The following is a 19,274-nucleotide window of genomic DNA, read 5'->3' as shown; positions in this document are numbered from 1 at the left end:
CAGCCAGCGGCCGAGCCCGTCGCGATGCCGCAGGCCGCGCCGCAACCCGGCAGCTGGCGCGAGGTGGTGGCGCTCGCCTCCGGCCGCGCGCCGCTGCTGCATGCGCATCTCGTGCACAGCGTCCATCCCGTGCATGTCGCGCCGGGGCGCATCGAGCTGCGCCCGCGGCCGGAGGCGCCGCGCGACCTGGCGCAGCAGCTCGTCTCCCTGCTGCAGCAGGTCACCGGCACGCGCTGGACGGTCTCGCTGGTGAATGCCGGCGGCGAGCCGACGCTGGCCGAGCAGGGCCGCGCGGCGGAGCAGGACCGGCGTGCGCTCGCGGAAAGCCACCCGCTCGTGCAGGCGGTGCTGCAGGCCTTCCCGGGCGCCACGATCCAGACGGTGCGCGACGGCACGCTCGATGCCTACGGCTTGCCACCGCCCGCCACGGCGGAGGATGACGGGCGCGACTTCGCGCCACCCGAGGCGCTGCCCGCCGGGCTCGACGACGACATCACCGAGGAGGACTGAGCCGCATGAAGAACCTGGGCAACATGCTCAAGCAGGCGCAGCAGATGCAGGCGCGCATGCAGGAGATGCAGGCGAAGCTCGAGGCCATGGAGGTCGAGGGCGGCTCGGGCGCGGGCATGGTCAAGGTGACGCTGTCGGGCAAGGGCGACCTGCGGCGCGTGACGATCGACCCCTCGCTGCTCTCGGCCGAGGAGAAGGAGGTGCTGGAGGACCTGCTGGTCGCGGCGCATGCCGACGCGAAGCAGAAGGTCGAGGCGACCATGGCCGAGGAGATGCAGAAGGCCACGGCCGGCCTGAACATCCCGGGCGGGCTGGGCGGCCTGAAACTTCCCTTCTGACGATCCCCACGACGTTGCTGCGCAACGCCGCGGGGGCCCCGCCTTTGGCGTCGTCCTTCGCAGCTTGGCTCATCCTGTCGCGGCAAAGCCGCGACAGGGCCGTGGGGGGCCACCAGCCGGCATGGACTGCTGGACCATGCAGGGCCACATCCCGTTGCAGACATGCGTGACCTTTCCAACGATCCGATCGAGCATCTGATCGCGCTGCTGGCCAAGACGCCCGGCATGGGGCGGCGCAGCGCGCGGCGGGCGGTGCTGAAGATGCTGATGCGGCCGCAGGAGACGATGCTGCCGCTGGCCGAGGCGCTGACCGAAGCGGCGCGTGCGGTGAAGCCCTGCGAGACCTGCGGCAACCTCGATGCGCGCAGCCCCTGCGGCATCTGCCGCGACCCGCAGCGCGACCGCCACCTGGTCTGCGTGGTGGAGGGTGTCGCCGACCTCTGGGCGCTGGAGCGCGCGCATGCGCATCGCGGCCTCTATCACGTGCTGGGCGGCCTGCTGTCGCCGCTTGGCGGCGTCGGGCCGGAGGATCTCGCGATCCAGCCGCTCGCCCGGCGCATCGCGGAGGGCGGCGTGGAGGAGGTGATCCTGGCGCTGCCCGCCACTGTCGATGGCAGCGCGACGGCGCACTACCTGACCGACCGGCTGAAGCCCACCGGCGTCGCCGTCACGCGGCTGGCGCAGGGCGTGCCGGTGGGTGGTGCGCTCGACGTGCTGGACGAGGGCACGCTGGCCGCGGCGCTACGCGCGCGACGGCCCGTCTAGAAGCCGCCGAAGCCACCCACTGGCCCCCGGCGACGCCCTCCCGCGGCTGCGCCGCGGGAGGATGTGCTGTCATCGCTGGATCGGCACCAAGCCTGGGCCCCCGCGGCGGCGCCGTGGGGAAGTTCAGACTCCCGACTTCATCCCGGCGGATTCGAGCTGCATGTAGCGGCGGATCGTCGGGCCGAGGTTCTGCTCGATCCACTGCGCCATGCGGATCTCCTCGTTGAGGCTCTGCTCGAGCAGCCGCGGGGCGGAGGTGTCGCCGGCCGCCTTCGCCATCTCCATCAGCGCGCGGTAGCTGGCGATCTCGAAATGCTCGAATGAGTAGTTGGCGAAGGTGTTCTTGATCACCTCGTCCTGCATCACGGCGTGACCCACCGCCGCCATGTTGCCCATGATGGAGGTGCCGATGTCCTTCAGCGTGGAGTGCGAGGTGCCGAGGCTCTGCAGGATCTGCTCGATCCGCTCCTGCTGGCGGCGGCTTTCCTCGAGGTGCTCGCGCAGGCGCTCGCGCATCTCGGGGTAGTTCTCGAGCCGCTCGACCTGGCGCTGGCAGAGCTGGATGGCCTGTGCCTCCAGCGCGTGGGCGTTCTGCAGGCCGGTGACGTAGATGTCGCGGATGCTGGTGGCCATGGGCGCGCGTCTCCCCGCTGGATGCAGGGGCTTGGAACGGTGGGGCGCTCCGCCGGTTCCACCCCTCGCGCCGTTTGCGGCGGATATGCTAAGTTCCCTAACGGGTTCCCGTAGCTCAGCTGGATAGAGCACCAGATTCCTAATCTGGGGGCCGTGGGTTCGAATCCCGCCGGGAACACCAATCCTTCCAATCATTTGGGGCACTGAGAGGTCCGCTTATTTTGCGGACCCGCGCATTGCGGACCCGGTGCGGACCCGCTGGCGAAAAATCCAACCCTCGGCGATTCGGATTTTGATGGCGCGCGCGCGACCCTGCCGCACTGTCGCGGTGGGTCCGCCAGCTATCGGCCGAGGTCCGCAAAGCACGCGCCGCAGGGGTCGGAGAACCGCCCCGCACCTCGCCGGGGGCAGTCAGCCGCCAGCATCGCCAGCACGTCAGGCAGCGCTGCCGCCGGACCGTATCGCGCAATCAGAACCGCCAAACGGTAGCGGCCAGCCCGGCCACAGGCTTCGCATCCAATGCGCGCGACCAGCCCGGGGAAGTCGCGGAGCAGGACGGCGCCAGCACCTGTCCGCCGCTGCGGCAGCCATGTGGACATGCGAAAGGTCTTACACCGGCACGCTCCTGCCGGCACGCCGCGCGCGTAAATTGCGGCTGGACGCTTAGAGGACGCGCCCGCGACGTACAGGCTCGCTCAGGGCGACCGCCGCAGAAACCGAGCGGCGACTCCGCGCGCGGCGGGGTGCATGGCACAGGCAGCGACGAAGCCCGTCCGCGCCGCCACGATCAGTGCCGGGCAATTCTCTAACGTGCGGCCGGCAGGAGCCATGCTTCCGCCCGATCGCTCGGCGCTGGCTCGGCCTGGCCTGCTACTCAGTCGCTTGCCTGTAGGTGCGGCGCCAAGAGAAGTGGCGTCTAGTGCAGTCGGCTTGCGCCCGTCGACTTCCCGGTGAGTTGCACGAATTCAGTGCCAGGTTCCATCGCTCGTCCATCCTTGCCGGACGGCGGCTTGCTGAGCAGGCGCATGTTCGTGGGCGGCTCGCCGCACAAAACGCAGCGCAGCTTGGCGGCGATGTCCCGGAGCGTGCGGTCTTGCTTCAAGTCGCCAGCGAGAGCCCGGCAGGGCAGCATGAGCGAATGCCCACAGTCGCAGTTTAACTCCATCCACCAGTCGATCGCGTCGGAAAGACGCGTTGTAGCGGAGGGGCGGCGCATCGCCACAGCTTAGCGGCAAAGCTGCGTCGCGATGCAACTGCATTGGCGACTGACAGCAATCACCGCACCGCCGGATTGGCGCGCGGCCCCGCTAGTACCTCGGCAGGGTCAGCGGGGCCGCGAGCGGCGACGTCAGTGCGCCCGGCGCAGCGCAGCCTCAAGAAGCTCCGCAGTGCGTTGGAGCACGGCCGACGCGTAGATCTGACCGCTCGCGGCGGCTTGCTCCGCCAGCCGCGCGATCTGTTCCGCGTAGGAGAGTTGCGGCTCAGCCGCCTTGAGAGAGACGCAGTTCTGTCCGGACACGTTGCTTGCCCCCAGCAAGAGGTTTGGAGCCTGACTCCCCAGCTTGGCCCCAGCCCAACCTGGGGTTTCGTATTGTTCATTTCAGCAAAGAGAGCCTTAACGGCGCCGCTTTTCACGTCCGCTTCACGATACGTCCGCTGCGCCGATGCTCCCGTTCAGTCGCCGGCGCGCGAGAGCACGCAGGTACGCCAGTCGGGGTGCCCGAAGGGACGCCCGGTGACATGGCAGCGCGTCAGGAGTTCGACCACGGCGGCATTAACCGCCGAGTGCGCCAGGAGGAGTTGCCACAGCTCTCTGTCTGCAAGCGAACGCGTCGGGATGCCGTTGGGATCGGCCGGGAAGTCCGCCGCGAGGCCGGGCAGACCGCATGGGTGCGTGGCGCTTGCTGGCGCTTGCGGACGCTCATCGGCATGAGCACGCGCCAAACTAGCCGTGGCGAGCAACGCCGACACCAGCAGCCCCGCGAGCGCTGCCGCGACCCTGCCGTCGCAACGCTTATCGGCGCGCAACCGGAGAGCGCAGGGCGTCGAGCGCAGCATGTAGGTCAGCAGCGAGCGTCGCACGCACGCGCATCTCCTCGACCACCTGCCCGTCCGCGAGAGGCGGCCCCTCCAAGAGTTCGCCGAGTTCGGTTTCAAGGACGTTCAGCGCCCGCGCTGGATCGGGCTCGTCCGCGACGGTTTCTCGCATCGCTTGAAGAAGCGCGGCTCGGAAGGCGCGCCGCTCCGCGTTCTCGATCTCCGACACCTGGCCCTCCGTTCCGCCGGGTGCGTGGAAGATAGGGAGAGTTTCGCCGCCACAAGCGTTAATTCGCGCATCACGCGAGTCGACAGCAACCCAGGGTAGAAGACGACTCCCGCTTTGGCTTGAGCGCCAGACGACGACGGCATCTCCCGCGAGGCTTGGCCCCGGTGACCGCGGGTCCCTCCCGGCGCCCGGCATATGCGGGCGGCTTGCGCGCGCGACCTCGCTAGGCGCGTCGTGCCCCTACGGTAACTACCTCACAACGGCGCGGGTCCGACTTTCGGGACCAATACGCGCCGGGCCAAGCCGCTCAGACGAGCGCGCGGGACAGCGGTGCTAGAACTCTCCCACGTCCACATGGTTGCCGCAGCGACGAGCCGGTGCTGGCGCCGTCTTGCTCCGCGTCTGTCTCCGAGCGCTCGCGATAGCAGCTAGACGGCTGCAATGGCTTGGCTGACGCAAGCGTCAGGAGCCAGCCGCTCGGAGCAGTCACGCCGTCCGGTTAGCTGCCGCCCTCCGATACTCGCGCTCCGACCGAACCCAGCGCACCGCCGAGCGCTTCTCGCGCCTCCAATAGCGAAAGCGCTTTACGTCGCTGTGGTCAGGGCGATCGGTACTCAGGTGACCACGAAGAAGCACGCCGCGCGCAGCACTGGTCAGTTCCCGGATGTACAGACCGGCAACCGCGCCGACCGCTCCGATCGCCAATGTTTCCAGCGCTTGGGACGTAATTGGCGGGTGCAAAGCGAGAAAATCGAGGTTCGGCATGCCAAGCGTCAGCACAGCATTTTGCTCCGGATAAGGTGCATCTTGCAGGGCCCGGTGTAGTGGCGAGCGTTTAAGCCGAACTGAATCTGGGTTCGAGGCCACCCGGCTCGCTTAGGGCCGCTGGACCAAGCATCGCTGTATGCGCTCAGCTGCATCGAATACGACGCCAAGGATCCCGCGGCGCTGCGGACAGCGCGTCAGGGAATCTTGAGTAAGTGGGGGGGGGGGTCACGCCTCGCGGTCTGCTCTGCGGGCGGCTTGCGCATGGCATCGGCCTAGGTGCGGGCTGCCTAAGCGGTAACATCCACCCTGTGACCCGCCATCGGGCTGGCGGACGCGGACAGAGATTGCCCCCAAGGGGCAAATACTCAGTCCGCACCCACCGCCCCGGACATGTCCGCAGCCTGTCCGCGCCTGTCCGCGCTAGAAAGTCCTTTGTCCGCGCCGTGTCCGCGCGCCCTCCGGGCCGCGATGCTCAGCGCGCTATGTTCCAGAAGCTATCAGCACCAATCGCAAATCCGATTGCGGGTGCGCTCCTGAGCCGAGACCCAATTATCCCGATCAGGCTGCCCCTGGCATCCACCAGGGCGCCGCCGCTAGAGCCGGGCGAAACCAGCGCGGTTGTCTGAATTGTGGGCACGCCGTCGAGCAAGCGGTGCGCTGACACCAGCCCTTCGCCCAGCGTCAGTTCCAGCCCTGCCGGGGCAGCGATTGAATAGACCCGCTCACCGACCTCGACGGTCGAGAGCGCACGGACGGCGCGGATGGGTCGCAGCAAGGGCGTGTCCGTCTGAAGCACGCATCGGTCCGAGAGCATGTCCGAAAGCGAGACCGAAACGGGATGGGTAACGTTGCCCTGTGCGACCGCAAGGACGGTCATGCCCTCAATCACGTGGCACGTTGTTAGAAGGTGCCGTGGTGAGACTGCTACGGCGGAACCCTGGCTGACTCGGTCCGGCCTGCCCGGTGCGACCGCAATCAGGACCCAAATCGCGCCTCGGACCTCCGCGAAGATGTCGCGGGGCGAGCGATCTTCCGACAGGTGCGCCCTCGGCATCGGGTCCAGCCGCGCCTGCGGGTCGATTGGGCGCGCCGGTATCGCCGTGGCTGGTGCGGAGTGCGCTTGCGGCGATTGTTGCGGCGACCGCGAAGCCTGCGGCGGCATTGGTCGGGGCGGCAGTCGATATATCCCAAGGTCCCAGCGCACTTCTTCCAACTCTGCCCGCGCGTCCTGTTCGATTTCGAACAGGCAGTTCGGCGCTGCCGGATTGGCTAGCGAGCGCCCGTCAGAAGTGCAGATGCTGGACAAAAACACTTCTTGAAACCGCTCACATGCGTCTGTCCCGCCCTGGAACGGCAGGATGCGGCTGAGGTCTATACAAAAGCTGCGGTGGATGGCTCGGGCGCGCTCGGCCAAGTCGGCGGGCCACCCTTCGAACGCGCCTCCGTTGGTGGCGCGCTCAAGTTGGGCCGCCACCGGGGCATGCTGCCCGATGGCGATCGCGATTGCCGCGCCAATTAACCATCCCGCCCGCATGCGAAACCATCATGCGCCGCTCTGAGCCAGGTCAAGCGCCGCCGTGCGAACAGCAGCGATTGCCCAGCCAAGAGCCTTCCCGGCTAGAGGGATGGTCTAGCGTCGCCAGCGTGCTCCCGTTCGCGCAGTATCCAAACCCACCCGTCGCGCATCGCGATCTCGCCCGCGTCCCGGAGGTCGGCGGCTGCGCGGCGGAATACGCGTCGCGGTCCTTCCGATCCTCGGCCATCGAAAGGCGGCGCGAGTGTGACAACCTCGCGCCGCGTCGACGACTGCTAAGCAGTCAATCCACCTGGTTAGCCTGTAGAAAAAGTGCCTGGGAGAGTGCCTCGAAGAAGCGCTGAAACGGCGCTGGATCGGAGAGCTCCGACTGGTTCAGCTGGCCCGAAGCTCTCACGATCGTCCGGCGTCCCTCGGCGGGCCTGACGGTGACCGTAAAGCGGACAAAGCCGCTTCCGAAGCGGGTCGCCGAGACCGTGCCCAGTACCGGATCCGCTCGATCCACAACGAACCCAAGGTCCTGCAGGGCGGACAGGACGCCCTGGAAAACTGCTGTCCGATCAGCAGTGTCAAACGATCGCGTTGAGATCGCGCGCTGCGCCGCCTGCGTATTCGTCGTCGCCAATACCTGCTGACGGCTGTCCATCTGGCAGGCAGCAAGCAAGGGTGTGAGCAGCATCCCGAAGACAACGGCTCTTCTTGTCATGGCCTTAGATCTCGTGGGCCGTCAGGAAGGCAGATTGGGCGACACGCTCGAAGAAGCCCTGGTAGAGGGCAGGCTCCTCCAACGTCTCCCCTACGGCCAGCATCGCCCCTGGGCGCGGGATGATCCGCTGGAATGTCGCCCGCATCACTGTCGCGGGCTGACCGGGAACCGGCCTAACCGTCACCTGCGCCCGGATGCGCGCACCAGAGATGCGTGACCCCACGATGACGCCCGTCGCGGCTTGGCTCTCCTCGATCGTGTAGCCAAGGTCCTGCAACGCGCCGAGGGCAGCCTGCATCATCAGCGCCTGATCAGCAGTGTCGAACCTTCGGGACTGTCGCGCCCGGACAGCCACAGCGGAAGCTGTCGGGGACAGTGCAGCTGCCTGCTGATCGGCCGTCGGCGTGATGCAGCCGGAAAGGCTAAGCGCCGGGAGCAGCAGGAAGGACCGCCGCCTCATCAGAACGAAGACGAGCGGTAGCTGAAGTCGCGGACGCGTGCGTTCTCGTCGAAGCGGATGATCACTGTCAGCGTACGCTGCGATGTGCGAGCCGCCCCAGCCTGCGCACCGACACCCGCCAGGAACAGAGCGTTAACCCCCCCAGCCGAGGCGGAATAAACGCGCTCGGTCGAAATCCGGTCATAGACCCAGGTTTCGCGACGCCGCTCGTCGCTGGTGACGATGTTCGGCGATCCAAGAGCTGCCGCGACTTCCGCACCGCTCATGCCCTGCCGGATCTCGCGCTGCACCGTGCCAACCGTGAGGCGGTTCTCCTGGCCAGCAGCAACCTCGCGCGCATGTTCGCTTGCGGGGGCGCAGGCCCCCAGGACGGAGACGAGGGCAGCTGTGCAGAGAAAGGCGGCGTACTTCATCGCTGAAGAGTTCCCGTTGCCGGAGTGCTCGGCAGGCCCTGCGGCCGCGAAGCCGCCTCGCGCTCGCGAGCAGTGTTGAGTTCGGCGACTGGACGCGGCGCGTCCGGCGCCGCTTCCGTGGCGGCCAACGCCACCGGCGTTCGGCCGAGCGTCGCACCGAGGGGCTCGAAAAAGTTGCGCTGGTAGAACTCGGCGCTGTCGACCTGCGCCTCGCGCATCGGCGCAATGAGGGTCGCGTTAGCCCGGACCGTGCTCTCGTTCGGTCCCCGGGGCTGCACTACTACGGCCATCCGCAGGGTGGTCTGCCGGGTCGCGGACACGGTGCGGGCATCCGGTTCGACTCGGGTGATGCGATAGCCCATGTCATGCAGCGCTGCGATTACGCCGCGCATCGTTGTGTCTGCATCGGCAGGCACAGACCGCACCTGAACGGCTCGAAGCTCGACGGCGCTCCGGGTGCTGGGGATGAACTGGGTCTGAGGGACCGTGGCGCACGCCGAGAGGCTGGTAGCGAGCGCGAAAGGCAGCAGGATCTTGCGCATCGATTAGGTCCGCCTCACTAGACCGGACCGCACCTGCTCAAAGAAGCCGGTGGAAAACTCCGGGGCCGTCAGTTGCTCGACGCGCGACGCACCCTGATTGTTCGTAACGATCCGCTCGAAGGAAACCCGGAGCGATACCTCTCCAGGACCAAGAGGGCGGGTGGAAAGGGTTGCTCGGATGACTTGGTCCGTATCCCAGACCGGGTTGTACTGCGCGCCGAGTAGGGCAAAGCCAATGGCCAGAGCTATCTGCCCGACAACCTGCGGTACTTCGACCGCGTCCCGGTCCTTAGTGCCTGCAAGAACCCCAAAGCGTGGCGCACTTTCTTCAACCGTAAAGCCAAGATCCTGCAAAACCTGAGTTGCTTCGACGAGAAGCCTCTCTTCCGAGTTTACCTGGAAGCGTGCGGTCTGGCGCTCGCGAATTTCGGCGGCGTTCGCAGGTGGTGCCCCGATCTGTAACGCCGCTCGGTTTGCCCAATCAGGATCCTGGCAGGCAGCTAGGGCGAGTAGCATAGGGGCAAGTACGCAGACAGCTTGTCCAGCACGCATGCGGCGCAAGATCTCCCGGTGCCATTTTTAACCAAATGGTCCTGATTGCGGCTAGTTTGCTGGCGCGGAAGTTGGATGTCAAACGGGAACGACCGGGCTGGATCGCCGGCTGGCTGACGTCCCACGCGGCGGGTGTTGTGACCATTCAAGCCGGCAATTCACGCCGCGCGCGCGCAAATGCAATTGGCGCGACAATCGAGCGTCGGTCGTAGGTGGCGGCGCGCCCATTAGGCCGGTCACGCGCAAGCACTTCGCGGGCCTCGGGACCGGCCTTGGCGGCTTCCAGCGCGGTGCGCGTGACAACCTCCCGCAGCAGCATTGGCAGCGCCGCCGTGCGAACAGCAGCGATTGTCCAGCCAAGAGCCATCGGGATTAGAGGGATACTCTGGCACCGCCAGCGTCCTCCCCGTCGCGCAGCATCCAAACCCACCCGTCGCGCATCGCGATCTCGCCCGCGTCCCGGAGGTCTTTCGCCGCGCGGCGGAATACGCGGTCGCGGTCCTTTGAATTGCCGGCCACGGACAGCCGACGCGCGTCGCACTCCTCACGCCAGCGTTCTTCCCTGACGCCCTTCATGTCGTCCGGCATGAGTGCCCCGGTCGGGATCGGCTGGCCTTCCGTCACGATCAAGTCTGCCAGCGTCCGCAGCGCCTGACGCGGCACGCCAGATGGCGGCTTGCGGCGCTGGCCTTCGCCCTCCGCTTCCTCCGCAATGCATGTCTGACGCGGCTCGCGATCCACGCCCGGCGGCAGGTCCACCAGCCGCAGCCGGAAAGCCAGCGCCGCGCCGTCTGCGTCGTCCTTCGCAGCTTCAACCGTCGCCGTGTTGGGCTCGCCTTGCGCGCCCTTGGCGACCTTCACGATCAAATCCGCTGCGCCGACGAGCGCGCCCGAGCCTCGGGAAGATCCGCCTTCCTTGGTGCCGTGGTGAATGACCGCCACATGCGCGCCTGTCTCGGTCCGCAGCCGGTCTACGCTGGCGACAAACCCGCCCATGTCGCGCGCTGCATTCTCGTCGCCCTCACCAAAGGTCCGGGCGAGCGTGTCCAGCACGATCACGTTCGCGCCCATGTCGCGCGCTGCGGCGATCACGTCCTCTAGGTCGTCAGCCGGCGGCCCGACCGTGGCGCGTTGCGCGATGTAGCGGAACGCCTCGCCGGCATCGCCCATATCCTTGCGCAGCACCAGAAGCCTCGCCGCGAAGCCGCCCTCGCCCTCGGCGGCGACATACAGCACGCGGCAGGGCTTGGCCTTGCGCCCCCACATGCCGCGTCCGAGTGCGAGGCCATAGGCCAGCCGCAGCAGCAAGAACGACTTGCCGCACTTGGGCGCCCCCCACCAAAGGGACAGCTCACCCGGCGCGATCAAGCCGCGCAGCAGGTAGTGGCGCGGCGGCGCCGACTCTGCATCGGCCAGCGTCAGCACGCGCAGCCGGCCATAGGGCTTGCCGCGCGGTTCGGTCGCCGGGGCGAAGCGTTCCTCGCGCGCGCCAGCCTCGCGGAAAGCGTGTTCGGGGTTGTGCGCGCCGTCCATCAAGCGGCCTCCCCGACACGCGGCAGAGCGTCGTTCCAATCGCCGGCCGGCGGCGCCAGAAGCCGTGCCTCGCGCCCCGCGGCAGCCCATCTCCGGCCGCACGCGCGCGCGGCCTTGATGCCGGCGCCGTCCGCGTCCGCGAAGATCGTCAGGGCCTCGATACCCGGCAGCACCGGGAAGCGGTCCATCGCGCCCGCGCTGGTGGCAGCCCAAACCGGCGACCAGCCCGCACGCTGCATCACCGCAAGCGCCGTCTCAATACCCTCGGCCAGCCCGAGCCCGGTGGACACGTCCGCGTCCGGCACCAGGCGAATAACCCCGGCGGCGCCGAGCATTACCTTCTGACGCTGGCCTTCGGCCTTCCCGGCGCCGTCCGCGCGCAGATAGGTCACATGGGCGCCGCACGGCTCGCCGGTCTCGGGCAGCGTCATCAACGCCACCATCGCCGGCCCGTGCGGCCCATACTCTGCATTCCGCCACGCGCGAGGATGGAACCGCAGCGGCGCATCCTCGGGCAGCGTCAGGCCGCGCGCGGCGAGGTAGGCGCGCAGCATGTCATGGCCGGGCACCGCGTCCCGCCAGAGCGCGCCGGCCTTGGCGACGCTCCATTGCTTGCGGAGGTCGCCCACATCCTGGGATGCCCCGTGCGGCGCTTCTGGTGGCGCGACAGGCGCGCGGCGCGTCGCGGGGTGTCGGTGGTGCGGAAATTCGCCCAGCCACGCCAGCGCCCATGCGTAGGCGTCCCGCATGGGTGTCCGGCGAAGATGCGCGACCAGCCCGAGCGGATCACCGCCGCAGCTGGCTTCGTAGTCGTGCCAGATCCCGCGCTTCGGGCCGGCGATCATCACCGACAGACTGCCCTTGCCGCGAAACCGCAACTCGTCGCGGCTGCGGCTGCTAGGCTCGCCGGCAAGATGTTGCGCGAGGTCGTCCATGCGCTCGGTCAGCCGCGCGTTGACGGTGGCGAGGTCCGGGCGGTCCGTCATGGCCGCACCGCCTCGCCGGCCGGCGCCGGCAGCGTGATGGCGCGCAGCACCAGGAGCGCCGCCGTTTCCGATGCATCGGCGGCGGCAAGGTCGCCACGTCGCCGGGCCTCGGCGGCAGCTTCCAGAAGATCGCGCAGCTTGCGCGTTGAGGTCGTCATGGGGAGCGGCTTTCGAATGCGCGCGCCCGTGGAACCGCCAGCCGGAATGCGGTATGTGACCGATGCCGCAGTCACTACGCCTTCCAAGCCCCGCCGGCCCCTTCCGGGTCGTGCGGGGTTTCTCTTAGGTGGCCTGGACGCGCAGCAGCGCGAGCGCGACCAGCGCGCCGGCCAATGGCAGCAGCAGGGCGGTGCGCATCACGCGGCCACCTTGCCTGCCAGTTCGGCGGCGCGATGCGGGAACGCTCGTGCATCGAGCCATGCCTCAATGTCGCTAACGCGATAACCCACGCGGCGCAGGCCGATCCTGACGAATGCCGGGCCGTCGCCGGTCACGCGCCAGCGCTCCAGAGAGCGGACGTGGACGCCGAGCAGGCGCGCGGCATCGGCCGGTGCCAGGATGGCATCGGGTTCCTTCATCGCAGATTTTCCTGAGTTCGGACGCGCGTGTCCCCTGGACGGGGCAGCGTCCAAGGGTGCCAGTTGCCGACTGGCGCGGGTCCGGTTCCTCCGGTTACGAAAAGCCCCGCACGAAGCGGGGGAGGCAGACGTCCGAACGCTTTGGGGCGCCCGAGGGGTGGTGACATGCGTCTTTGTCACCACTGCCAGACATGCGTCTGTCACCACTGCCAGAAATGCAAAAGCGCCAAGGCAGAACCTTGGCGCTAGACGCAAATGTGGCAGCTATGGAAGTCAACCCGGCTTCGGTCCCGGTGTCAAGACGGGCTGTGTGGGCGCAATAGGCCCCGATACTCTGCTGGCGTGCTCACCGCGCCTTATCAGATACTTACGTCACGCCTTCGGCGTCACCGTCGCCGCCGGTCGGCCAGCCGCGTAACCTTCCTCGGCAGCGACTCGGTAGAGCTTTCGGCCGACTGCCGAACGTGTTCGGCCCACGCATCCAGCGCGGCTTTGCGCTCGGGCAGAAATTCGTTCCGCTGATAGACGGCAGCCACGCCGCTAATCGTGCCGCTGATATGGTTCAGCAGCCGGTCGCACACATGCGGGGCGAAGCCGGCACCGGCCAGCCACGTCACGCCGCTGCGGCGAAAATCATGCAGCACCCAGGGCGCCATCGGCGCGGCCTCGCCGTCGCAAGCCGCTTCCTTGCGCTCGGCGGCAATCGCGGCGTCCAGCTTGCGCTTCGCCCAGGAATGCGCCGTGATCGCGTTGTTGTCGCCCACGCCAAACACCAGCCGGTCCGCAGCCGGTAGGGGCGGGGTTTTCTTCCCGTCCTCAGCCCCGAGAATGTCGCGCAGCAAGGTCCGCGCAGCGTGGCTCAGATGGACGACATGCGGCTTGCCGTTCTTGGTGCGGCTGGCGGGTTGCGTCCATGTCGAGAGGTCCGGCGCGACCTCGCCCCACGTCATGCCAGCGACCTCATCCCGCCGCGCCAGCGTCAGCAGCGCCAGCCGGATCATGGGGCCGTGCGGCGACGGCACCTTGCCCGACGCGCGCCAGACTTCGCCCAACTCGGCATCCGTCAGCACGCGGTCGCGCGCGGTGGTCCTGCCCTCCATTGCCGGCAGCCCGGCGAAGGGATTGACGGCAAGCCGGCGGCGTTTCACCGCCCACCCGTAGCAGGCACGGCCATAGGCGAGCGTCAGGCGAGCCGTCGCGGCCTTTCCCTGCCGCGCGAGGTCGTCCAGGACGCCCACCACCGCCTCATGCGTCAGGGCCGACGCGGCGCCGTCCAGATGCGGCTTGAAGGCCAGCCGCAGCGCGCGCGTGGCCTCGGCGGCATAGCGCGGGCGGCGGGCGGCCAGATGCAGCCGCTCCCAATCGGCAATGAGGGTTTCCAGCGTGAAGGCGGCTTCGGCCTTCGCCCGCGCGGCCTCGGCGCGGCGGCGCGCTTCCTCGGCCTTGCGGGCCTCGCGCTCGGCCTTCGGATCGAAGCCGGCGGCGACGCGCCCGAGCCGGGCCTTCGCGGCGGCGCGGGCCTGCTCAACCGAAATGGACCCCCACGCGCCGAGCGGTTCGCGGACCTTCCGCTTTGTCGCCGGGTCGGTCCATTGGACGAGAAACACCTTGTTGCCGCTGGCGGTCGCGCGCAGCCCGAGCCCCTTCGTCTCGGTATCGAACGCGAGCCGGTCCTTCGCGCCTGGTTCCGGCGCGAAGCCTGCGGCGAATTTCTCGGTGAGTTTCGGCACGGTGCGGACCCCGCTTGCGGACCCCGTGCGGACCCGGCGGCGAGGTCCGCAATGGGTCCGCATGGCGGCTTCTGGCGGCCACCATATTCGCGGACCCCGCCCTATGCAAGGGATTTGGCGGCTTGTGGCGGTTCAAGGTCCGCTAAGTCTGGGGTTCCCCGCTTATTCCTAATCTGGGGGCCGTGGGTTCGAATCCCGCCGGGAACACCAGCTTGCGTGACCGCGCGCGCCATAGGCTGTTGCGGAGTACAGGCGATCCCGGCGTGCGTGGCGATCCCGTTCCGCTTCGGGTGGCCGCCGAGCCGGCGCCGTCAAGCGAGCAGGGCAAACTCAGCCTGCTCCGTCAACCGAACGTGCGAATTCTCTGCTTGATCCCAGGGCGGCTACAGCGCAACCGTCGCTGCTTGTCCTGACCGGGACGGGACCGGCTTCAGCAAGGCTTTTCCACGAAGACTGTTTGTGAGGTGGCTCCGGCCGCCCAGTTCCGGTCGGCCCCGCGCCACCCGTTGGGGAGGCGTGTCATGATGATCCCGGCCTGTCTCGTCGCTCTTGCGCTGCTGATCGACGTTTCCGGCTCAGTGCAAGACGAGGTGTTCGCTGCCCAGCGCGACGGCGCCGCGGCTGCCTTCGAGGATCCCGACCTGCTCCGCGTGATCGAGGCGGCGGAGGGTGTCGCGGTCCTGGTGGCGCTCTTCGATGGCGTGGCGGATACAAGGCTCGATTGGACGGTGCTCCGCGACGGCGGGGCGGCCCGCCGCTTCGCGGCGCAGATGCGGGCGCTGGAGCGGCGGAACCGCACCGGCCTGACCGCCATCGGCCGCGCCATCGCTCACGGCCATGCCGCCCTGGCGGCGGTGCCCTGTTTGCCGGAGCTGCGTATCATCGATGTTTCAACCGACGGCTTCGAGACGGATCGTCATCCGCCAGCGTGGCAGGCGCGCGATGCGGCCGCGGCAGATGGTGTGGTGATCAACGCCATCGCCCTCGACAGCTTCGATGGGCTCGACAGGGCGAGGCCTGGGTTGTTCGACACCCTGAGCGAGACCGAGGAGTGGCTGCGGGCGAATGTGGCCACCGGCTTCGTGCGCGTCGCGAACGACCCGGCCGACTTCCTGGCGGCGGTCAGAGGCAAGGTGGTCTTCGAGCTCACGCAGGTGCACGCACTGCGCTAGGGCGTGAACCGCAGGGCCAGGAAAGCCAGATCGGAGTTGATCTGACCAGGACCAGCCCGACTTCGGCGAGTTCGCGCGCTGTCGCCCCGCGCCCGACTTGCCGCTCGCACCCGCCGGCGTCTGCCGACGCGGGCTGCGCCTCAGCCGCGCCGCGCCTCCGCGATGACGGCGGCGAGTGCGCGCAGCACCTCCTGCACACCTTCCCCGGTCGCGCCGGAGATCAGCAGCGCGGGTTTGCCGGCGGCACGCGAGAGCGCCTTCAGCCGCGACGTGCGTGCCTGCGGTGTCATCGCATCCGCCTTGTTGAGCGCGACGATCTCCGGCTTCTCCGACAGGCCGTGGCCGTAGCCTTCGAGCTCGGCGCGCACCGTCGCGTAAGCCCCGGCGGGATCGGCCTGGCTGCCATCCACCAGGTGCAGCAGGACCGCGCAGCGTTCGATGTGCCCGAGGAAACGATCGCCGAGTCCAGCACCCTCATGCGCGCCCTCGATCAGGCCGGGGATGTCGGCCAGGACGAATTCGGTGCTGGCATCGGGCCGCACGACGCCGAGCTGCGGATGCAGCGTGGTGAAGGGATAGTCGGCGATCTTCGGCTTCGCGGCCGTCACCGCGGCGAGGAAGGTGGACTTGCCGGCATTCGGGAGCCCGACGAGCCCGGCATCGGCGATCAGCTTGAGGCGCAGCCACACGCTGCGCTCCTCGCCCGGCCAGCCCTTGTCGGCACGGCGCGGCGCGCGGTTGGTCGAGGTCTTGTAGTGCGCGTTGCCGCGCCCGCCGTCGCCGCCCTTGCAGAGCACGACGCGCTGCCCGGGCTGCGTCAGGTCGGCGAGCAGCGTTTCCTTGTCTTCGGCAAGGATCTGCGTGCCGACGGGGACCTTCAGCACCACGTCGTCCGACGCGGCGCCGGTGCGGTCGCTGCCCGCGCCGTTGCCGCCCTTGCGGGCCTTGAAATGCTGCGCGTAGCGGTAGTCGATCAGCGTGTTGAGGCCGTCCACCGCCTCAACGATCACGTCGCCGCCCTTGCCGCCGTTGCCGCCGTCGGGCCCGCCGAACTCGATGTACTTCTCGCGCCGGAAGGCGACGACGCCGTCGCCGCCGTCGCCGGCCTTGAGATGGACCTTGGCCTCGTCGAGGAATTTCATCTGCTGGCCTGAAAACACGAACGGGGGCCCTGGGGCCCCCGTCCAGCCTCCGCCCGAAGCGGAAGGGTTACCGCGGAAGGATTACTCGGCCGCGGCCGGGAGGGGACGGACCGAGATGTGCACGCGGCCTTCGGCCTTGCGCTCGAACACGACCTGCCCGTCCACCGCGGCGTGGATGGAGTGGGTGCGGCCGACGAGCACGTTGTCGCCCGGGCGCATCTTGGTGCCGCGCTGGGTGACAATGATGTTGCCGGCCTTCACGACCTGGCCGCCCGAGCGCTTGACGCCGAGGCGCTTGCCAGCGGAGTCGCGCCCGTTGCGCGAAGAGCCGCCTGCCTTCTTGTGTGCCATGGTGGGGTGCTCTCTCTAGATCTGCTGCGTCAGGCCGCCGAGATCTCGGCGATCTTCAGCACGGTCTGGTGCTGGCGGTGGCCGTTCTTGCGGCGGCTGTTCTGCCGGCGGCGCTTCTTGAAGATGATGATGGTGTCGGCGCGGGTCTGCTCGACCACAGTGGCGGTCACCTTGGCGCCCGGAACGGTCGGCGCGCCGACCGTCAGGCCAGCGTCGGTGCCGAGGGCGAGGACGTCGTGGAAGGTGATGGTGGCGCCGGGCTCGGCCTCGAGCTTCTCGACGGTGAGCACGGCGTCGGGCGTGACGCGGTACTGCTTGCCGCCGGTGCGGATCACTGCGTAGGTCATGGTCGCGCTCGGGCTTTCGGGGTCCGGTGCTTCGATCTGTGGGCCAGCTTGGTCGGCAGGCTAGGCCCGGGTGGTCCTGCGGCGGTCTGGCTCGTGCTGCCCAAGGGGCTGGCGGCGGGCCAAACGTAACCGCCGGCGGCCGCGGGGCCTGCCGGAGAGGCGGGCGTATAGCGGCCGGGGCTGGCGTGAGTCAACGGCATTGGGGGAGGCGGCGCGGTTGCCAGCCCTGGCGTGGCCTTCTATATCGCGCCACCCACCCTGCGGAGAGGTGGCAGAGTGGTCGATCGCGTCGGTCTCGAAAACCGAAGTCCGTGCAAGCGGACCGTGGGTTCGAATCCCACCCTCTCCGCCAGTTCGCAGATCGGTGCTTCGCTCCCGTAAGGGTACGCCGCCTCGGCACCCATTCCGCCGTTCCTGCCAGAGGTTTTCCGACACCCGACTGCGCCCCTCCGACGCGACGGCTGCGGCGGACCGTGACTGGCTCAGGTGAGCCGTATGTTGGCGGCCCGGATCACCGCCCCCCAGGTCGCGATCTCGCGCTCCAGATAGGCGCGGAAGCCTTCCGGTGCGAGGTCGAGCGGGATGCTGCCCTGGTCGCGCAGACGTTCCTGCATGGCGGGGGTGGCGGTGAAGGCCCGCACCTCGGCGTTGATCCGCTCGACGATTGGCGCCGGCGTGCCGGCCGGGGCGAGCAGGCAGGACCAGGTCGTCGCCAGGAACCCGGGCGCCCCCTGGCCCGCGATGATCGGAATCTCCGGCATGGCCGGCACCTGCTCGAGCGCCGTGACGCCGAGCGCGCGCAACTGCCCCTGCCGCACCAGCGGGATCGAGGAGGCGGTGCTGTCGAACAGGAAGTCGCAGGTGCCCGCCACCGTGTCCGTCAGCGCCGGCGCGCTGCCACGATGGGGCAGCTGCTCGTACTGGACGTTGAAGGCGCGGGCGAACATCTCGGCCGCAAGATGGGACGGCGAGCCCACGCCGATGTTGCAGGCGGTCAGCCGGCCGGGCTCGCGCCGCAGCCGCGCCAACAGCTCGGGCAGGGTGCGCGTTGGCGAATTCGCGGGCGTCACCAGCAGCAGCGGCGTGATCGAGGGCAGGGCGACATGCGCGAAGCTGCGGATGGGATCGTAGGGCACGCTCTGCAGCTGCGGCAGGATCGACATCGGGCCGGAGGCCGTCATCGCCAGCGTGTAGCCGTCCGGTGCCGAGCGGGCGAGCTGCTCGGTGCCCATCACGCCGGCGCCGCCGCTGCGGTTCTCGACGGTGAAGGGCTGGCCGAAGCGCGTCTGCAGATGCTGCGCGATCAGCCGCGCGCTGACATCCGTGCCGCCGCCGGGCGGAAACGGCAGGATCACGCGCACCGGGCGGTCCGGCCATGCCGCGGCCTGCGCCGCGGCGGAGCGCCAGGAGCCCAGAATGGCTGCCATCGCGAGCGTCGAGCCCGCCAGTCCACGCCTGCTGATCGTCATCGTCCTTGCCTCCTTCTGTCGGTGCCGGGGTGTTGGCCGCCGGTCGGGTCAGCGGCGCTCGACGGCCGCGCTCTCCTCGTCGGTGCTGTCCATCGCGGCGATCTCCGCGAGGGTCACGGGCTTCACGGGCGGGCGGACTCGCAGCGGCGCGATGGTGCCGGGATCCACGCCGCGCTCCGCCGCGATCGTCTCCACCACCGTCAGCATGCAGAGCCGCCCCTGGCACGGACCCATGCCGCAGCGCAGGAAGGCCTTGGCCTGGTTCGGTCCCGTGGCGCCCTGGCGCGCCGCCGCGCGCAGCGCCGCGCCCGTCACTTCCTCGCAACGGCACGCGATCGCCGTGTCGGCGGCGATGCGGAAGCCGTCGGCGGGCCGGTACAGCGCATCGACGAAAGCGCGGCCGCGCAGCCAGCGCGCGCGAGACGTGCGATGCGGCGCGGCGGCCGCATCGCGCGCGGCGGCGTCGAGCACGCCGAGCG

The 19,274-nt window shown here is 68.9% G+C and carries 24 protein-coding genes, 2 tRNA genes and 1 pseudogene; 6 read left to right on the top strand and 21 right to left on the bottom strand.

Annotated elements, in window-relative coordinates:
• The 3 genes and pseudogenes from L2I40_RS06215 to recR form a co-directional block, all read left to right on the top strand.
• Nucleotides 1-510 (top strand): annotated as a pseudogene (locus L2I40_RS06215) (DNA polymerase III subunit gamma/tau); the annotation flags it as partial.
• A 5-nt stretch (nucleotides 511-515) separates the two neighbouring features.
• Nucleotides 516-848 (top strand): YbaB/EbfC family nucleoid-associated protein, encoded by a 333-nt coding sequence (locus L2I40_RS06210; protein ID WP_237214008.1) that lies wholly within the window; start codon nucleotides 516-518, stop codon nucleotides 846-848.
• Nucleotides 849-1,010: 162 nt separating this feature from the next.
• Nucleotides 1,011-1,613, top strand: coding sequence for a recombination mediator RecR (recR, locus tag L2I40_RS06205; RefSeq protein ID WP_237214007.1), 603 nt, complete (start codon nucleotides 1,011-1,013; stop codon nucleotides 1,611-1,613).
• Nucleotides 1,614-1,736: 123 nt separating this feature from the next.
• On the opposite strand, the gene L2I40_RS06200 is transcribed toward recR, so the two are convergent.
• Complete coding sequence (locus tag L2I40_RS06200) at nucleotides 1,737-2,246, bottom strand: ferritin-like domain-containing protein (protein ID WP_237214006.1); 510 nt, start codon at nucleotides 2,244-2,246, stop codon at nucleotides 1,737-1,739.
• Nucleotides 2,247-2,350: 104 nt separating this feature from the next.
• Between L2I40_RS06200 and L2I40_RS06195 the strand changes: the two genes are divergently transcribed.
• Nucleotides 2,351-2,427: transfer RNA gene (locus L2I40_RS06195), tRNA-Arg, on the top strand.
• Between the two features lie 1,493 nt (nucleotides 2,428-3,920).
• On the opposite strand, the gene L2I40_RS06190 is transcribed toward L2I40_RS06195, so the two are convergent.
• The 15 genes from L2I40_RS06190 to L2I40_RS06120 all read right to left on the bottom strand — a co-directional run bounded on the left by L2I40_RS06190 (nucleotide 3,921) and on the right by L2I40_RS06120 (nucleotide 14,314).
• Nucleotides 3,921-4,328 carry a hypothetical protein gene (locus tag L2I40_RS06190; protein ID WP_237214005.1) on the bottom strand — a complete coding sequence of 136 codons (408 nt, stop codon included), beginning with the start codon at nucleotides 4,326-4,328 and terminating at the stop codon, nucleotides 3,921-3,923.
• Complete coding sequence (locus L2I40_RS06185) at nucleotides 4,261-4,512, bottom strand: hypothetical protein (protein ID WP_237214004.1); 252 nt, start codon at nucleotides 4,510-4,512, stop codon at nucleotides 4,261-4,263. Before L2I40_RS06185 ends, L2I40_RS06190 begins: the two co-directional genes overlap by 68 nt.
• Nucleotides 4,513-4,998: 486 nt before the next feature.
• On the bottom strand, nucleotides 4,999-5,292 hold the full coding sequence (locus tag L2I40_RS06180; protein ID WP_237214003.1) for a hypothetical protein: 294 nt from the start codon (nucleotides 5,290-5,292) through the stop codon (nucleotides 4,999-5,001).
• Nucleotides 5,293-5,752: 460 nt separating this feature from the next.
• On the bottom strand, nucleotides 5,753-6,814 hold the full coding sequence (locus L2I40_RS06175; RefSeq protein WP_237214002.1) for a S1C family serine protease: 1,062 nt from the start codon (nucleotides 6,812-6,814) through the stop codon (nucleotides 5,753-5,755).
• Between the two features lie 283 nt (nucleotides 6,815-7,097).
• Nucleotides 7,098-7,493 (bottom strand): hypothetical protein, encoded by a 396-nt coding sequence (locus L2I40_RS06170; protein WP_237214001.1) that lies wholly within the window; start codon nucleotides 7,491-7,493, stop codon nucleotides 7,098-7,100.
• A gap of 31 nt (nucleotides 7,494-7,524) precedes the next feature.
• The gene (locus tag L2I40_RS06165) at nucleotides 7,525-7,821 is read right to left on the bottom strand and encodes a hypothetical protein (protein WP_237214000.1); all 297 of its coding nucleotides are present in this window, start codon (nucleotides 7,819-7,821) and stop codon (nucleotides 7,525-7,527) included.
• Nucleotides 7,822-7,979: 158 nt separating this feature from the next.
• Complete coding sequence (locus tag L2I40_RS06160; protein WP_237213999.1) at nucleotides 7,980-8,393, bottom strand: outer membrane protein assembly factor BamE; 414 nt, start codon at nucleotides 8,391-8,393, stop codon at nucleotides 7,980-7,982.
• Nucleotides 8,390-8,935, bottom strand: coding sequence for a hypothetical protein (locus tag L2I40_RS06155; RefSeq protein ID WP_237213998.1), 546 nt, complete (start codon nucleotides 8,933-8,935; stop codon nucleotides 8,390-8,392). The genes L2I40_RS06160 and L2I40_RS06155 overlap by 4 nt, the downstream gene beginning before the upstream one ends.
• A 3-nt stretch (nucleotides 8,936-8,938) precedes the next feature.
• Nucleotides 8,939-9,496: a hypothetical protein gene (locus L2I40_RS06150; protein ID WP_237213997.1), complete on the bottom strand. Its 558-nt coding sequence runs from the start codon at nucleotides 9,494-9,496 to the stop codon at nucleotides 8,939-8,941.
• Between the two features lie 136 nt (nucleotides 9,497-9,632).
• Nucleotides 9,633-9,806, bottom strand: coding sequence for a hypothetical protein (locus tag L2I40_RS06145; RefSeq protein WP_237213996.1), 174 nt, complete (start codon nucleotides 9,804-9,806; stop codon nucleotides 9,633-9,635).
• Nucleotides 9,807-9,859: 53 nt separating this feature from the next.
• Complete coding sequence (locus L2I40_RS06140; RefSeq protein ID WP_237213995.1) at nucleotides 9,860-11,020, bottom strand: AAA family ATPase; 1,161 nt, start codon at nucleotides 11,018-11,020, stop codon at nucleotides 9,860-9,862.
• On the bottom strand, nucleotides 11,020-12,006 hold the full coding sequence (locus L2I40_RS06135) for a DUF7146 domain-containing protein (protein ID WP_237213994.1): 987 nt from the start codon (nucleotides 12,004-12,006) through the stop codon (nucleotides 11,020-11,022). Before L2I40_RS06135 ends, L2I40_RS06140 begins: the two co-directional genes overlap by 1 nt.
• On the bottom strand, nucleotides 12,003-12,164 hold the full coding sequence (locus L2I40_RS06130; RefSeq protein ID WP_237213993.1) for a hypothetical protein: 162 nt from the start codon (nucleotides 12,162-12,164) through the stop codon (nucleotides 12,003-12,005). The genes L2I40_RS06135 and L2I40_RS06130 overlap by 4 nt, the downstream gene beginning before the upstream one ends.
• A 198-nt stretch (nucleotides 12,165-12,362) precedes the next feature.
• Entirely contained in the window at nucleotides 12,363-12,584 is a 222-nt protein-coding gene (locus L2I40_RS06125) for a helix-turn-helix transcriptional regulator (protein WP_237213992.1), read from the bottom strand.
• Between the two features lie 386 nt (nucleotides 12,585-12,970).
• Nucleotides 12,971-14,314 (bottom strand): tyrosine-type recombinase/integrase, encoded by a 1,344-nt coding sequence (locus tag L2I40_RS06120; protein WP_237213991.1) that lies wholly within the window; start codon nucleotides 14,312-14,314, stop codon nucleotides 12,971-12,973.
• A gap of 521 nt (nucleotides 14,315-14,835) precedes the next feature.
• On the opposite strand from L2I40_RS06120, the gene L2I40_RS06115 reads away from it, so the two are divergent.
• Nucleotides 14,836-15,486 (top strand): DUF1194 domain-containing protein, encoded by a 651-nt coding sequence (locus L2I40_RS06115; RefSeq protein ID WP_237213990.1) that lies wholly within the window; start codon nucleotides 14,836-14,838, stop codon nucleotides 15,484-15,486.
• 140 nt (nucleotides 15,487-15,626) lie between these two features.
• On the opposite strand, the gene obgE is transcribed toward L2I40_RS06115, so the two are convergent.
• The 3 genes from obgE to rplU all read right to left on the bottom strand — a co-directional run bounded on the left by obgE (nucleotide 15,627) and on the right by rplU (nucleotide 17,326).
• Nucleotides 15,627-16,628, bottom strand: coding sequence for a GTPase ObgE (gene obgE / locus L2I40_RS06110; RefSeq protein ID WP_237213989.1), 1,002 nt, complete (start codon nucleotides 16,626-16,628; stop codon nucleotides 15,627-15,629).
• A gap of 81 nt (nucleotides 16,629-16,709) precedes the next feature.
• A complete protein-coding gene (gene rpmA / locus L2I40_RS06105; RefSeq protein ID WP_237213988.1) occupies nucleotides 16,710-16,979 on the bottom strand; it encodes a 50S ribosomal protein L27 in 270 nt (89 codons plus the stop codon).
• A 29-nt stretch (nucleotides 16,980-17,008) separates the two neighbouring features.
• The gene (rplU, locus tag L2I40_RS06100; protein WP_237213987.1) at nucleotides 17,009-17,326 is read right to left on the bottom strand and encodes a 50S ribosomal protein L21; all 318 of its coding nucleotides are present in this window, start codon (nucleotides 17,324-17,326) and stop codon (nucleotides 17,009-17,011) included.
• A gap of 262 nt (nucleotides 17,327-17,588) precedes the next feature.
• Between rplU and L2I40_RS06095 the strand changes: the two genes are divergently transcribed.
• Nucleotides 17,589-17,678, top strand: a tRNA-Ser gene (locus L2I40_RS06095).
• Between the two features lie 130 nt (nucleotides 17,679-17,808).
• Here L2I40_RS06095 and L2I40_RS06090 read toward each other — a convergent pair.
• Nucleotides 17,809-18,795 carry a Bug family tripartite tricarboxylate transporter substrate binding protein gene (locus tag L2I40_RS06090; protein WP_237213986.1) on the bottom strand — a complete coding sequence of 329 codons (987 nt, stop codon included), beginning with the start codon at nucleotides 18,793-18,795 and terminating at the stop codon, nucleotides 17,809-17,811.
• Between the two features lie 48 nt (nucleotides 18,796-18,843).
• The coding region (locus L2I40_RS06085) for a (2Fe-2S)-binding protein (protein WP_237213985.1) at nucleotides 18,844-19,274 on the bottom strand (431 nt) is incomplete at its 5' end.

The organism is Falsiroseomonas oryziterrae (assembly GCF_021864505.1).
Lineage (GTDB): Bacteria > Pseudomonadota > Alphaproteobacteria > Acetobacterales > Acetobacteraceae > Falsiroseomonas > Falsiroseomonas oryziterrae.
Note: the sequence above shows the minus strand (reverse complement) of the source record. Positions and strands in the feature narration are given on the sequence as shown.

Excerpts from the sequence above, each read along its gene's own strand:
- L2I40_RS06210 (WP_237214008.1), top strand. The coding sequence starts at position 516 with ATGAAGAACCTGGGCAACATGCTCAAGCAGGCGCAGCAGATGCAGGCG.
- recR (WP_237214007.1), top strand. The coding sequence starts at position 1,011 with ATGCGTGACCTTTCCAACGATCCGATCGAGCATCTGATCGCGCTGCTG.
- L2I40_RS06200 (WP_237214006.1), bottom strand. The coding sequence starts at position 2,246 with ATGGCCACCAGCATCCGCGACATCTACGTCACCGGCCTGCAGAACGCC.
- L2I40_RS06175 (WP_237214002.1), bottom strand. The coding sequence starts at position 6,814 with ATGCGGGCGGGATGGTTAATTGGCGCGGCAATCGCGATCGCCATCGGG.
- L2I40_RS06170 (WP_237214001.1), bottom strand. The coding sequence starts at position 7,493 with ATGCTGCTCACACCCTTGCTTGCTGCCTGCCAGATGGACAGCCGTCAG.
- L2I40_RS06165 (WP_237214000.1), bottom strand. The coding sequence starts at position 7,821 with ATGATGCAGGCTGCCCTCGGCGCGTTGCAGGACCTTGGCTACACGATC.
- L2I40_RS06160 (WP_237213999.1), bottom strand. The coding sequence starts at position 8,393 with ATGAAGTACGCCGCCTTTCTCTGCACAGCTGCCCTCGTCTCCGTCCTG.
- L2I40_RS06155 (WP_237213998.1), bottom strand. The coding sequence starts at position 8,935 with ATGCGCAAGATCCTGCTGCCTTTCGCGCTCGCTACCAGCCTCTCGGCG.
- L2I40_RS06145 (WP_237213996.1), bottom strand. The coding sequence starts at position 9,806 with ATGCTGCTGCGGGAGGTTGTCACGCGCACCGCGCTGGAAGCCGCCAAG.
- L2I40_RS06140 (WP_237213995.1), bottom strand. The coding sequence starts at position 11,020 with ATGGACGGCGCGCACAACCCCGAACACGCTTTCCGCGAGGCTGGCGCG.
- L2I40_RS06135 (WP_237213994.1), bottom strand. The coding sequence starts at position 12,006 with ATGACGGACCGCCCGGACCTCGCCACCGTCAACGCGCGGCTGACCGAG.
- L2I40_RS06130 (WP_237213993.1), bottom strand. The coding sequence starts at position 12,164 with ATGACGACCTCAACGCGCAAGCTGCGCGATCTTCTGGAAGCTGCCGCC.
- L2I40_RS06125 (WP_237213992.1), bottom strand. The coding sequence starts at position 12,584 with ATGAAGGAACCCGATGCCATCCTGGCACCGGCCGATGCCGCGCGCCTG.
- L2I40_RS06115 (WP_237213990.1), top strand. The coding sequence starts at position 14,836 with ATGATGATCCCGGCCTGTCTCGTCGCTCTTGCGCTGCTGATCGACGTT.
- obgE (WP_237213989.1), bottom strand. The coding sequence starts at position 16,628 with ATGAAATTCCTCGACGAGGCCAAGGTCCATCTCAAGGCCGGCGACGGC.
- rpmA (WP_237213988.1), bottom strand. The coding sequence starts at position 16,979 with ATGGCACACAAGAAGGCAGGCGGCTCTTCGCGCAACGGGCGCGACTCC.
- rplU (WP_237213987.1), bottom strand. The coding sequence starts at position 17,326 with ATGACCTACGCAGTGATCCGCACCGGCGGCAAGCAGTACCGCGTCACG.
- L2I40_RS06090 (WP_237213986.1), bottom strand. The coding sequence starts at position 18,795 with ATGACGATCAGCAGGCGTGGACTGGCGGGCTCGACGCTCGCGATGGCA.